Below are 13,437 nucleotides of genomic sequence, written 5' to 3'. Positions count from 1 at the left end.
CTGCCCTCATGCAAGCCCCCTTAGACAAATCGAGCCACGGTGCAAGGGTATCGCACCCATGCCCTCGCCGGACTGGTCACTGCTAAACCCGCGCTCTAAAGGAGCGCTCATGAATCGCAGTCTATTTATCGCCGGCCTGGGGATCGCTTCGGCTCTGGCTTCCCATGCCGCATACGGAGCGACGCCGGACACAGGTTCGCTCCCTGCCCTTGCGCAGGCCTGCGCCGGAAACGACGCGTGGGACGCCCCGGCTCCGCCTGCCCGCATATTCGGCAACACCTTCTACGTAGGCACGTGCGGCATCTCCGCCATCCTGGTGACCGGGAAAGAGGGCCACGTGCTCGTCGACGCCGGCGTGCCCACGGCTGCGCCCCTGGTGCTCTCCAGCATCCGTCGCGCCGGCATCGACCCCAGGGACATCCGCTGGATCGTGACCAGCCACGAACATTTCGATCACGTCGGAGCGCTCGCGGCGCTTCAGAAGGCCACAGGTGCAAGGATAGCCGCACTGGCAACGCAGAAGGCGGCCCTGGAAAGCGGCCGCCCCCACAGGGATGATCCCCAGTTTGCCGTCCTTGACCCTATCGCGCCCGCAGTCGTCGCCCGTACGCTGAAGGACGCAGACACGGTGGCCGTCGGCTCCATCGCCCTGACCGCCCATGCGACACCCGTCCACGCGCCGGGCTCGACAAGCTGGACATGGCGATCCTGCGCAGGCGCAGGCAACTGCCGCACGATCACGTACGCCGACAGCTCCTCCACGATCTCCGCCGATGGATACCGGTTCAGCGATCACCCCGCCCGCGTGGCGCAGATCCGGCGCGGGCTGCCGGTCATGGCCGGCCTTCCCTGCGACATCCTCCTGACGCCCCATCCCGGCCAAAGCGCAATGATGGAGCGCTTCGCAGGCCGCAAACCCCTGTCGGATGCCAGCGCCTGCCGCGCTTACGCCAAGGCTGCGCAAGTGCGATTTGAAGACCGCCTTTCCGATGAGGGCCGCAAGTGAGCTGGAAAGTTACCGCATTCGCCCCCCGTCCCACTATCGAGGGCGCGCTTGTCGCTCATGAAGACGCTTGGGACTGGGATCCGGAGATCGTCCTGTCCGGACGCGAGGTTGCGGAGGACCAACCGGACGACTGGCAACTCGAAGCCTGGCTCGATCGAAAGCCCACCAGCAGGGATAAGCAGGCCATCCTGGCGCTGTTCGCGGAAGAGAGGCCTGATCTCCTCATCGAGGAACTGCCGGACACGGACTGGCTCGTCGCCAGCCAGGAAGGGCTGGAGCCCATCCGCGCCGGGCGTTTCCATGTCCACACGCCTGACCATCCCGCGTCTGAAGATCCCGCCGTCGTCGACTTCGTGATCCCGGCCAGTCAGGCGTTCGGCACCGGGCATCATGCCACCACCGCCGGCTGCCTTGCCATGCTCACGCACATGAAGGCGCAGGGGCTCGTGATTCGCAACTGCGCCGATATCGGAACCGGAACCGGCCTGCTCGCCTTCGCGGCGCTTGCCTTGTGGCCCCGCGCCCTCGCGACGGCCAGCGATATCGACGCTGTCTGCGTGGGTGTGGTGGAGGATAACGCAGCCGCCAACGGCGTGGCGATAGGCGCGCGTCCGGGCGAACTGGTGATGACGGTCGCGAACGGAATGGCCCATCCCGTCCTTGAAGCACGAGGGCCTTACGACCTCATCCTCGCCAATATCCTCGCGGGGCCGCTCGTTTCGCTTGCTCCCGACTTCGGCAAGGCCCTTGTGCCCGGCGGGCACCTGCTGCTGGCAGGCTTGCTGGAGACGCAGGAGGCGGCCGTGCGTGCAGCCTGCCGTAAGGCGGGGCTGCGCCTCGCCGCGCGGATGGTCAACGGGGACTGGTCCATCTTGTGGCTGCGCAAGCGACCCGCTTGATTTCATCCGCATCGGAGCACCCGAGCCGAGGGCTCCCGGAGAGGCGGTCCTGAATCGAAAGGATGACCTCGATCGATCTGGCGGCCACCCTGCCAAAGACGGGACGGCACGGGTTTGAACGTAAACGGACATTAACCAAATTCGGTGTTTCGCGTTTAAATAATTGCGGCGATGTTGGTCGCCGACAGGGGGTTGGCCGCCACCACTCGAAAGGCACCAGCCATGGAAGATATCAAGACCGAGCGCCCGTCCGTGGTGATCGGGCCGCTCGGGGAGCCGCTAAGCGACGAGAACCTGCCGCCTCCCAACACCTCGCGCTGGGTGGTGCGGCGCAAGGCAGAGGTCGTTGCAGCGGTGAACGGCGGCCTGCTTTCGATCGCCGAGGCGTGCGAGCGCTATGGCCTGACGCTGGAAGAGTTCGCCTCCTGGCAGCGCTCTGTCGAGAGGGAGGGTATGGCGGGCCTGCGCGCCACGCGGGTGCAGCATTACCGCCAGGTTCATGAGCGGCGCGGTCGTTTCAGCTAAGGCTTCACGCCACGGGCGCCCCCTGCCCGTGGCGCCGTGCTGGCTGGCTCCGCCGTGTCGGCTATGCCGCCTCTAGTCGGCCGTCCTGACGATCTCGGCCCAGGCGGCTTCGTCGATCACTTCGATGCCCAATTCGGCCGCCTTCTTCAGTTTCGATCCCGCACCTGGTCCGGCGACGACCAGATCCGTCTTCGGTGACACGGAACCGGCCGCCTTGGCGCCCAGCCGCTCCGCCTGAGCCTTGGCCTCATCGCGGCTCATTGTCTCCAGCTTGCCCGTAAAGACCACGAGTTTCCCGGAGACCGGGCTTTCCAGCGTCTCGACGATGTAAGGGGGCGGAGAAACTTCGCTCAGCAGGTCGTCCCAGACCTGCCGGTTGTGCTCCTCGTGGAAGAAGTCGCCCAGCGCCTCCACCACCACGGGCCCGACGCCGTCAATCGATACGAGTTCGGCATAGGCGTCACTGGCATCGTGCGCGGCCGCTTCGCCGTCCTTCACATGCGCCTGTTCCGCAAGGGCGCGCAGCTGCGGCAAAGTGACGGCGCGCTTCATGAGGTCGCGGGCGGTGACGGCCCCCACGTGGCGAATGCCAAGTCCGAAAAGAAGCCGGGCCGCATCAGGCTGCCGCTTGCTTTCCACAGCTGCCAACAGGTTGTCCACAGACTTGTCCTTCCAGCCTTCGAGGGCAAGGATATCCTGCCTCCGCCGACGCAGACGGAAAATGTCCGCCGGGCTCTCGAGCCAGCCCCTGGCAAAAAACTCCTCGATGGTCTTCTCGCCCAGCCCTTCGATGTCGAGGGCGGCGCGGCTAACGAAGTGTTTCAGGCGCTCCGTGCGTTGCGCCGGGCACACGAGGCCCCCGGTGCAACGGACGTCCACCTCCCCCTCGGCCGCAACGGCCTCGGACCCGCACTGCGGGCAATGATCCGGGAAGGTATAGGGATCACGCGCCACCTCGCGGGTGAGGTTATCCACAACCTGTGGAATAACGTCGCCGGCGCGCTGCAGAACGACGCGGTCCCCCGGCCGCACACCGAGCCGCGCGATCTCGTCTCGGTTATGCAGGGTGACGTTCGTCACGGTCACGCCTCCGACAAGCACGGGCTTGAGACGACCGACCGGAGTCAACTTGCCCGTGCGGCCGACCTGTATGTCGATGGCTTCGAGCACGGTTTCCGCACGTTCGGCAGGGAACTTGTGCGCCAATCCCCAGCGCGGCGCTTTCGCCACGAATCCGAGCCGCTGCTGCAGATCGAGCCTGTCGACCTTGTACACCACGCCGTCGATCTCGAACGGCAGGGCGGCCCGCGCGTCGCGGATGGCACGATAGGCCTCGAGCATCTCTTCAAGTGAATTGCACAGGCGGAACTGCGGCGAGACCGGCAGCCCCCACCGCTCGATCCGACGGATCACCTCATGCTGCGTTTCGCCCGGCACCGCGCTCACCGCGCCCCAGCCGTGGGCCCAGAACCGCAAGGGTCGCTTCGCCGTGACGGCGGCATCTTTCTGCCGCAGCGACCCTGCGGCAGCGTTGCGGGGATTGGCGAATTGGCGGACCTTCGTGTCGTCGAACGCCTCCCCCCGCGCATCCGCCAGGGCGCGCGCGTCGTCCATCAGCTGGGCGTTGAGTGCGAGAAACGCAGCCTTCTCCATGTAGACCTCGCCGCGCACCTCGAAGACGTCTGGAACATCGTCGCCCCGCAGTTCCTGCACGATGTCGGCGATGTGCGCGACGTTGGGCGTGACATCCTCACCCACCTGCCCGTCCCCGCGCGTCGCAGCGCGAACAAGCCTGCCGTGCTCGTAGCGCAGGGAGCAGGACAGCCCATCGATCTTGTCCTCCGCCGTGACGGCAAGCGGGGCATCGGCCGGGAGGGAGAGGAACCGGCGAACGCGGGCAAGAAACTCTGCCACTTCCTCATCGCTGAAGGCGTTGTCGAGGCTCATCATCCGCACGGCGTGCGTCACTTTGCCAAGCGGCGATGCACTGACTTCGTGTCCCACCTTGTTGGTGGGCGAATCCGCACGAACGAGGTGGGGGTAAGCCGCCTCAAGCGCGGCGTTGCGGCGGACCAGAGCGTCGTACTCCGCGTCCGCGATCTCCGGCGCATCCTCGACATGGTAGAGCCTGTTCGCCCGGTTGATCTGCCGCGCGAGGCGCATCAGTTCGTTGGCGGCTTCAGCTTCGGAAGGGAGGGTGTCAGTCATTGTCGAGAAGTCCGGGTGTGGTGGCGCATGGCCTTTGTCGCGCTCTAGCCTGCAGACGGCAAGAACGGGAAGTATCGTCTGCTACGGGCGGGGCGCCCCGCTTAGATGATGACGCGTTGCGGCGGCATCTGCTTGTCGAAGGCTTCGCCGGCATAAGGCCCTTCGCGCCCGACCCAATGTAGAAACACGTGAGCAGACCAGTCGTTCGGATTGGGAGTCGTGCGACCGTGGTGATGATGGACACCCTGGTACAGCACGGCGTCGCCCGCGTTCATGGCGACCGAGCCCGTCGCCTCCTCCGCACCGAAACCGGCGTCCGCGCGTTCGTAAGGCCTCTCGACCCGCTGCGATGCAACTTCGAGGGCCCAGGGCCGGTCATGCAAGTAGGCCAGCGTCAACGAGAGCGAATGCTCGCAGGCATAGCGATCCCCGTGCACGCGGCAGATGTCTCCGCCCCGATAGAGCCGGAAATAGGCGTACGTGGGCAGGATCGGCTCGCCCACCAGCCGTTCTATGGCGGGCGTCATACCCCAGTGAAACGTGGCCAGCGGCGCATAGTGAAACCCGTAGATCTCACTGGCGGCCTGCCTCAGCAGCGGTCCTTCCCGGCGAAGCTGTTCCAGGCTGACACCTTGCTGGCGAAGGTCCGCCTGCATCCGGGCCATGAAGCCGTTGGCCACCTCCCTGGGCAGGAAAGCGGGAAGCGGCGCATAGCCATCGCGCCGGTAAGCGGCTGTTACGTCATCCGTCACAAGGTATTCCTTCGTTTCAGGCCCGGACGAGGAGTCGGTCGGCCTGTGCACGCGCTTCGTCGGTCACTTCGGCCCCGGAGAGCATGCGGGCGATTTCTTCCTTCCGCTCGGCGGCGCTCAACGGGGTGACGGAGGTGCGCGTGACCGTTCCCTGGCTCGATTTCGCGATCATGTAATGGCGATCTCCCCGTGCCGCGACCTGCGGAGAGTGAGTCACGGCCAGAAGCTGCCCGTTCGCCGCCAGGCGGGCCAGCCGCTCGCCAATGGCGTCGGCCACGGCGCCGCCGACGCCGCGGTCGATTTCGTCGAAGATTACAGTCGCGGCGCCGCCCTCTTCCGCGAGCGCCACCTTCAACGCGAGAATGAAGCGCGAAAGCTCTCCGCCACTGGCGATCTTGCCCAGAGGCGCGAAGTCCGAGCCCGGGTTGGTGCTGATGAGAAACTCTACCGCATCCATTCCCGAGGCACTCCAACGCTCCTCCGGCAGCCGCACGACCGAGGTCCGGAAACGGGCCGCGTCGAGCTTCAAGGGCGCCAGTTCGGCCGCTACCGCGGCGTCGAGCCGACGCGCCGCTGCGCGGCGCACGTCATGCAGCGCGCCCGCCTTTTCCCTATAGGCCAGACCCGCCTTCTGCGCGGCCTTCTCCAGCTCGACGATATGCTCGTTCCCGCCCTCGATATCGTCGAGAGCTGCCCGCATCTCGGCCATCTTCACCGGAAGATCGTCCACCTGGCAGCCGTGCTTGCGGGCGGCGGCGCGCAGGTCGAACAAGCGCGTCTCGATCCGGTCCAGTTCGGCCGGATCGAAGGCGAGCGCTTCTGCCGCGCGTTCCAGCTTGTCCTCAGCCTCTCCGGCTTCGATCACCGCGCGGTCCAGCGCCGCGAGCGCTTCTCCCAGAAGCTCATGCTCACCTGCGATGCGGTCCAGCCGACGCGCCGCACCGCGCAAGTTCGCGAGCGCCGAATCGGACCCACTCCAGAGGTGCTGCAGCGCGGCCAGGTCATCCGCCAGCTTCTCCCCCTTCTGCATGTCCGCCCGTGCGTTCGCGAGCAACTCCTCCTCCCCCGCTTCGGGGGCAAGCTGGGTGAGTTCGGCCAGATGCGCCAGCAGCAGGTCCTGATCCTCGGCGGCCCGCAACACACGATCCCGGGCGAGATCGAGCACGTCCTGCGCCGCGCGCCACGCCTTCCACGCCGCCTCGACCTCGACCACTTCACCACCGGCGAACCGATCCAGCAAGGCGCGGTGCCCGCGGGCGTTGACGAGCCCGCGATCATCGTGCTGCCCATGGATCTCCACCAGCGCGGGAGCGATTTCGCGAAGCAAAGCGACACTTACGCTCTGATCGTTGAGGAAGGCCTTCGACCCGCCATCGGCACGAAGCTGCCGTTTGAGGATGAGCGGTTCACCGGGTTCAAGCTCCAGCCCCGCCTCGTCGATCACGGTCAGGACCGATGCAGGCAGCGCGGAAACGTCGAAGCTGGCCGTCACGCTCGCACGGTCCTCTCCCCCGCGCACGAGGCCGCTGTCGGCTCGGTTTCCCAGCACGAGTCCCAGGGCATCGAGGAGAATCGATTTACCCGCACCCGTTTCGCCGGTCAGCACGCCGAGCCCTCGGGCGAAATCAAGATCGAGAGCCTCGATCAGGACGATGTTACGGATGGAAAGCCGACTGAGCATGTTCGCCAAGCGTTCTAGCGGATGGCGAAAGCCTCGTCACCCCGCTTCGCGACCTTGTGTGTGCAGTCGTGGAAAGTGACGCGACGGGCGGAGTCGAAGCTCCACCCGTGCCTTCGGCGATCTTCAGAAGTTCGACTTGATCGTGAAGCCCCAGGTCCGGGGATCGCCCGGAAGACCGGCGATGAGGCCGGTGTTGCCCGGTCCGACGAAGAGCTGCTCGAAGTAGTCCTCGTCGAAGGCGTTGCGCACCCAGGCGTAGACATCGAAGCCGCCCTCGGTCCGGAAACCCGCCCGGAAGTTGTGCAGGCTGTAGCCGTCGATCCAGGTATAGGCCGAGGGGCTGGGATTGGACGAGAAGTTCGTGCGGACACTGCCATCATAGCCGAAGTAGACCTCGCCCTCGCGACCCAGAAGCGACACCGGCCTGTTCGCCTCCGCGCCGAACGAAAACGACCACTCCGAGATGCCGGGGAGACGCTCTCCGGAGATGTCGCAGTTCGCGGGGCTGAGGCCGGGCGTGCCCGGAGCCGCCGGAACCTGGCCCGCTTGCGCGGTCGTACCGCCGGAAAGCTCAGGCGGGCACGGCGCATCTACGAACTTGCGGTACGTGGCGTCCGTGTAGGCACCGTTGGCATAGGCGTTGAACCGCTCGCTGGGACGGATCGAGAAATCCACCTCAACGCCCTGCGATCGCACCGCACCGGCATTGGCGAGATAGCCGCGAAGGACGCCGAACTGGCCGTTGTTCACGTTCGCCTGGTAGTTCTTGATGTCCGTCCGGAAGATCGAGAGATTGAAGGTCGCCTTCCGATCCCAGAACTGCGTCTTGAGCCCTGCCTCGTAGTGGTGGACCGATTCGGGCTTTACGGTCGCCACATCGTAGAGAGGCGTCACGTTGTCCTGTGCAAGCGGCACGCCGTTCTGATTGATGCCGCCCGACTTGAAGGACTTTGCGTAGGTGGCATAGACCAGCACGTCCGGCGCGACCTTGTAGCTGGCGGTAAAGTCGTAGCTGAAGTTCCAGTCGCTGAAGCTTGGGGAGATTTCCTGCGGCGTGAAGATCGCCAGCTGCGCCGCCTGCAACGCGGTGGGGGTGCGGGTCGCCAGCACTTCGTTGCCGGCGGCGTCGAACACCCGCCGCTGATAGAAACCTTCCTTCTTGTCGTAGTTCAGGCGGACGCCCGGCTGCAGGGTGAGTTCCGGCGTCACGTGCCAGCTCAGCTGCCCGTAGAGCGCGGCGCTGGTGTTCTTGAGGTACTGGGTGTTGTAGGCAACCAGCCCGTTCAGCGTCGCCGGATCGTTCGACAGCGGGTTCGACGGGGCTATGCTCCAGCGGCTCGACGCGGCGCCATGTTCCTCGGTGCCTTGCGTGTCGATGCGCTGGTAGAACCCGAAGGCGCCCACGACGAAGTCGATCGCGTCGCTGCTGTAGTTGTACCGCAGCTCCTGTGTGTACTGGTCCTGCTGCGAGGGGTTCTGCGACTTGCTGACGATCGGCAGGCCCGTGAAGTCACGGTCGTTCGACGGGTCCCAGTCCCAGAACCGCCATGCCGTGATGGACGACAGCGTACCGGGCCCCACCTCCCACTTCACACGCAAAGAGGCGCCGCCGATCTTGTTCTCGGCCTGCAGCGGCGTGTCGAGATCGGTCCTGCGATCGAAGGGGTCGCGGCTAACGGGCGCGTAACCCTGCGCCGCCGCTAGAGCCTCGAACTGTCGGTTGAGCGCGCGCTGGGTTGCCCCCGTCCGGACGTAGACCGATCCGCAGCAGTTGGCGTCCTGCGCGCTGAAATCGCCGGCAAGCGTAATGTCCAGCGTCTCGGTCGGCGTCCACAGCAGCTGTCCGCGAAGTCCCAGATTGTCCTGGCTCTGGATCCACTGGCTGGTGGTGACATTGTAGATGGTGCCACGCCGGTCCGTGGTGGAGATCGCGAGGCGCGCCGCCACGGTTTCACTCAAGGGGCCGGAGATCGCCGCCTTGGCCTGCTTGAAGTTGTAGTTGCCGAGCGAAACTTCCACCCTTCCTTCGAAATCGAAGGCAGGCTGGTTCGTTGTGATGTTGATGGCGCCTGCCGTGGTGTTCTTGCCGTAAAGTGTACCTTGCGGACCGCGCAGCACCTCGACCTGCGCGACGTCAAGGAAGTCGAAAGTCGCGGAAGCCACGCGCGAGTTGTAGACATCGTCCACATAGATGCCGACGCCCTGCTCGATGCCATCGTTGGTCAACCCGAAAGGCACGCCCAGTCCGCGGATGTTGACCGCCGTGTTGCGCGGATTCGAGGAGTAGAACTGGAGCGTGGGCGTCAGCTGCTGCAGGCGGCCGACGTTGAACGATCCCGTGGCGTCGATGTGTTCGCCGCCAACGACTGAGATGGCGACGGGAACGTCCTGGCTCGATTCCTGCCGGCGTCGGGCAGTGACGAAGATTTCGCCGCTTCGGTCGCTGGCCCCGGTCCCTACGGAGCTGGGGCTTTCCTTCGGTGCTTCGGCAGCGACGGTGGCAGCGGCCGCCGTGGCAGTTGGTTCCATGATGTCGGCGCGGGCCGGCGCGATACCGGTAGCCGCGGACGCAAGAGTGGTCGTGGCAAGCAGAATGCTGCGGACAAACGAAGTCATGTTCAAATCCTTTGTCAGGGAATTGAATGCATCCGGCTGTCCGGTTTGCACCTGCTGTTCGGCCGCCCCCTCCGGGCCGGCAGGTATGGCGCGCTGTCCGGATCCGCGGCTTCGTGGTCGAATGCCGGGCCGGACTGATGTGAGAGGGGGAAATCAGGAAGCGCGCCTATGCGCCCCCCTGTTGCCGTCTCCCTCGTTCTGCGCTGTTGAGCCTTATATCTCAAGCCACGAGGTAGACAATAGATTTCAGCTATCGCGCCCTAAAGCGCAACTGCATTCCAGTTCGTGACAGGAAGCAGGCACGCGCTTTCACACCGCGGCTTCAGGCAAGCCCGGCGTGATGCGGTAAACCCGCGAGGATCAAGCGCTCTTGAGGATGATTCGCGCGGCTGAACCGCGCGTCTCGATCACGCCGCGACGTTTTCCGGCGCGTGCTTGGCCATCAGCTTGTAGGCACGGGCGTACCACGAGCTGCGGGGATAGTTCTCTTCCAGAACTGCAGCGGCCTTCTGCGCCTCTTCCGGGATCCCCAGAGAGAGATAGCCCTCAACCAGACGGTACAGCGCCTCGGGCGTATGGCTGGTGGTCTGGAAATTATCGACCACATTGCGGAAGCGCAGCGTCGCGGCGAGCCACTTGCCGCTGCGTTCGTAGGAACGACCAATGGTCATCTCCTTGCCCGCGAGGTGATCGTTCACAAGGTCGATCTTGAGCTGTGCGTCGCGCGCATACGTCGTGCCGGGGTAGCGACGCATCACGTCGGTGAGCGCCTGCTTGGCCTGCTCCGTCGCCTTCTGATCGCGGGTCACGTCGCTGATCTGTTCATAGTAGCAGATCGCGATGAGATAATATGCGTAGGGCGCATCCTTGTTGCCGGGATGGATCGACAGGAAGCGCTGCGCGGATTGGATAGCCTTGTTGTAGTCGCGTGCGGCGTAATAGCTGAACGCGCTCATCAGCTGGGCGCGGCGCGCCCACGGCGAATAGGGATGCTGACGCTCGACTTCGTCGAACAGCGCTGCCGCCTGTCGCGTGCGACCCGTGTTGAGGCGCTCCTGCGCAGCCGCGTAAAGCGTATCCACGTCACGTGCCACGTAAGCGGTGTCGCGGCTTTTGGCGCGTCCGCCGCATCCGGCAGTGAGAACGATCGCCCCTGCGGCGGCGATGAGAAAGGCGGTCTTGAGCGACGAGCGTGCGGTCATGGGACGGGTCTATAGCCAGCGCTTTGCTGAACGCCAAGTGAAGTTGCGCAGACCGGGAACAGCGAGCAGGGAAATGTCCCGAGTCTGTTCGTCCCTCCGACCCCGCTTCGCCCTCGGCGGGAAGGCGGCAGTCGAGGCGGGCAGATCAAAAAACCGGGAAACTTGCCGTTTCCTAGAAGGCGACGCTGCCCTAGTCTGCCAAGAATGTCCGGCAGCCACGACCTCTATTCTCCCGTCATGTCCGACGCCCTGGTGATCCTGGGTGCAGCGGGCATCGTCATCCCGGTTTTCAATCGTTTCCGCATCACGCCGGTCATCGGCTTCATCCTGGTGGGGCTTCTGGTGGGGCCGTTCGGCCTCGGTCGCCTGGTATTCGACCACCCCGGGCTTCACTACATCACCATCACCGATCCCGAAGGTCTGGAAATCTTCGCCGAGTTCGGCATCATCCTGCTTCTGTTTTCCATCGGCCTGGAACTGTCCTTCGCGCGCCTGTGGGACATGCGCCGGATGGTGTTCGGCCTCGGGTCGCTTGAACTCGTGGTCATTTCTGCGTCCCTGACCTTTATCCTTGCGGCGATCGGGCAGAGCTTTTCCGGTGCCCTGGCTCTGGGCCTTGCCCTTGCCCTCTCCTCGACCGCGCTGGTCCTCAAGATCACGGAGGCGACGACATCGGTTGGCAAGGCTGCGCTGGCCATGCTCCTGCTGGAGGACATCGCCCTCGTTCCGATCATCTTCCTTCTGGGCGCCCTCGGGCCGAGTGCGGGGGGCGGCGTGAACGCTCTGCTCGACACCCTGCTGTGGGGCACGATTGTCATCGTCGGCCTTCTGTTCTTCGGCCGCTATCTCCTGCCGCCGCTGTTCGCGCAGGCGGCCCGGACCAAGAGCCCTGAGCTTTTCCTAGCCGCGAGTCTGCTGGTCGTGATCGTCGCGTCTCTGGCAACGGCCGCAGCCGGACTTTCGCCGATCGTCGGCGCCCTTGTCGCGGGCCTGCTGATCGCTGAGACCGAGTATCACTCAGAGGTCGAACAGATTACCGAGCCCTTCAAGGGCCTTGCTCTCGGCGTGTTCCTCATCACCATCGGCATGAGCATCGACCTTGCCGTGGTGTGGGAGAATCTCGCCTCGATCGTCATCGCCACCGTGGCCGTGATCCTGCTCAAGGCTTTCGTCACCGGCGTCATGCTGCGCGTCATGGGGGCCCGTCGCGGCACCGCGATGGAGGCCGGCATTCTCATGTCGAGCCCATCGGAGACCACGCTGATCGTGCTCACGGCGGCCGCGACTGCGCAGCTGATCCAGCCGGGGACCGCGCAGTTCTGGCAGATCGTGACAGCGTTGGGCCTGATGGTGACCCCTCTGCTCGCCATGCTCGGCAAGGTCATGGCAAAGCGGGTCGACCGCGCCGAAACGCCTCACCGGCCGCCCGAAGACCAGACAAAGCCGCCCACGCTGATCGTGGGGTTTGGCCGCGTGGGTCATCTGGTGGCCGATATGCTGACGCGTCACGGCCGCCCCTATCTCGCGATCGACAGCGACGCCGATCTTGTCGCGCAGGGAAGACGGCTCGGTTACTCGGTGGCGTTCGGGAACGCTGGACGTGGAGACGCGCTCCTGCGCCTGGGAGCAGCCGATTCGGCAGCGGTCATCCTTACAATGGACGAGCCGGTTACCGCCCAGCGCATCGTGCGCAAATTGCGCATGCAGTTTCCGGACCTGCCGATCCTCGCCCGCGCCCGCGACGCCGACCACGCCGCGCAGCTCTACCGCGCAGGGGCGAGCTATGCGGTGCCGGAGACACTGGAAAGCTCACTCCAGCTGTCCGAAGCCGCGCTGGTTGAAACCGGCGTGGCCATGGGACCGGTCATCGCCTCCATTCACGAGAAGAGGGACGAGTTCCGCCAGATGATTATGGAGGAGGGTGGCCTGGCCGAGAAGCCGTCGCTGAAGACCGGGCAACTGCGCCAGTCCGCCTAAGTCCGCCCTTCACGGAACGAGCAGCTCGGCCCCGCTCTTCACGCGATCGAGCGCCACCAGTGTACGGAAGCTCGCGACCCATTCGTGGTCCGAGAACAGGCGGCGCGTCAGGGCTTCGTACGCCCGCATGTCCGCCGTGACGATGATCAGTACGAAGCTGGTGCCGCCGGTCGTATAGTAGCATTGCTGTACCTCCGGCGTCCCTCGGAACAGCGTCTTGGCGCGATCGATGCTGGCCGTGCGCTCATCGCGAAGGAAGACTTCCACAACCGCCGTCACGCCCAGCGACAGCGCCTCCGGATCCACGATCGCCACGTTGGCAGCAATGACACCGGATTTTTCCATCGCCGCGATACGGCGCTGCACCGCAGCGGCCGAAAGATTGACAGCTTCTGCGATCGTGCGCTGCGGCGTCTTGTTGTCGCGCTGCAGGATACGCAGAATGGCACGGTCGAAGGCATCGATATCGTCAGGTTTGCGCGGCATAACCGAGTGATTGTTGCAATCAGGGGGTAAATCAAGAGCGCAAAACCCGATCACATCCGTGTAATCGCTCGGTGTCCTTCCGGTG

General features: G+C 65.0%; 10 protein-coding genes. 4 read left to right on the top strand and 6 right to left on the bottom strand.

The window, feature by feature from the left end:
- Positions 1-109 precede the first annotated feature (109 nt).
- From bla to C2R25_RS07325, 3 genes are all read left to right on the top strand, one after another.
- Positions 110-1,006 carry a subclass B3 metallo-beta-lactamase gene (gene bla / locus C2R25_RS07335; protein WP_103728515.1) on the top strand — a complete coding sequence of 299 codons (897 nt, stop codon included), beginning with the start codon at positions 110-112 and terminating at the stop codon, positions 1,004-1,006.
- On the top strand, positions 1,003-1,905 hold the full coding sequence (locus C2R25_RS07330; RefSeq protein ID WP_103728514.1) for a 50S ribosomal protein L11 methyltransferase: 903 nt from the start codon (positions 1,003-1,005) through the stop codon (positions 1,903-1,905). Before bla ends, C2R25_RS07330 begins: the two co-directional genes overlap by 4 nt.
- Before the next feature lie 222 nt (positions 1,906-2,127).
- Entirely contained in the window at positions 2,128-2,430 is a 303-nt protein-coding gene (locus tag C2R25_RS07325; RefSeq protein ID WP_103728513.1) for a DUF1153 domain-containing protein, read from the top strand.
- A 72-nt stretch (positions 2,431-2,502) separates the two neighbouring features.
- Here C2R25_RS07325 and ligA read toward each other — a convergent pair whose 3' ends face one another.
- The 5 genes from ligA to C2R25_RS07300 all read right to left on the bottom strand — a co-directional run bounded on the left by ligA (position 2,503) and on the right by C2R25_RS07300 (position 10,889).
- Entirely contained in the window at positions 2,503-4,638 is a 2,136-nt protein-coding gene (gene ligA / locus C2R25_RS07320; RefSeq protein ID WP_103728512.1) for an NAD-dependent DNA ligase LigA, read from the bottom strand.
- A gap of 101 nt (positions 4,639-4,739) precedes the next feature.
- Positions 4,740-5,390, bottom strand: a complete 651-nt coding sequence (locus C2R25_RS07315) for a hypothetical protein (RefSeq protein ID WP_103728639.1) — start codon at positions 5,388-5,390, stop codon at positions 4,740-4,742.
- Between the two features lie 16 nt (positions 5,391-5,406).
- Positions 5,407-7,071: a DNA repair protein RecN gene (gene recN, locus C2R25_RS07310; RefSeq protein ID WP_103728511.1), complete on the bottom strand. Its 1,665-nt coding sequence runs from the start codon at positions 7,069-7,071 to the stop codon at positions 5,407-5,409.
- Between the two features lie 123 nt (positions 7,072-7,194).
- Positions 7,195-9,687, bottom strand: a complete 2,493-nt coding sequence (locus C2R25_RS07305; RefSeq protein WP_103728638.1) for a TonB-dependent receptor — start codon at positions 9,685-9,687, stop codon at positions 7,195-7,197.
- A 407-nt stretch (positions 9,688-10,094) separates the two neighbouring features.
- The gene (locus tag C2R25_RS07300; protein ID WP_103728510.1) at positions 10,095-10,889 is read right to left on the bottom strand and encodes an outer membrane protein assembly factor BamD; all 795 of its coding nucleotides are present in this window, start codon (positions 10,887-10,889) and stop codon (positions 10,095-10,097) included.
- A gap of 204 nt (positions 10,890-11,093) precedes the next feature.
- Between C2R25_RS07300 and C2R25_RS07295 the strand changes: the two genes are divergently transcribed.
- Positions 11,094-12,866, top strand: a complete 1,773-nt coding sequence (locus tag C2R25_RS07295) for a cation:proton antiporter (RefSeq protein WP_103728509.1) — start codon at positions 11,094-11,096, stop codon at positions 12,864-12,866.
- Between the two features lie 9 nt (positions 12,867-12,875).
- Here the strand turns inward: C2R25_RS07295 and C2R25_RS07290 are convergent, their stop codons facing one another.
- The gene (locus C2R25_RS07290; RefSeq protein WP_103728508.1) at positions 12,876-13,352 is read right to left on the bottom strand and encodes an Lrp/AsnC family transcriptional regulator; all 477 of its coding nucleotides are present in this window, start codon (positions 13,350-13,352) and stop codon (positions 12,876-12,878) included.
- Positions 13,353-13,437: the final 85 nt, after the last annotated feature.

The sequence above is a fragment of the Novosphingobium sp. HII-3 genome (assembly GCF_002916655.1).
Lineage (GTDB): Bacteria > Pseudomonadota > Alphaproteobacteria > Sphingomonadales > Sphingomonadaceae > Novosphingobium > Novosphingobium panipatense.
This window is presented reverse-complemented; position numbering and strand designations above follow the sequence as displayed.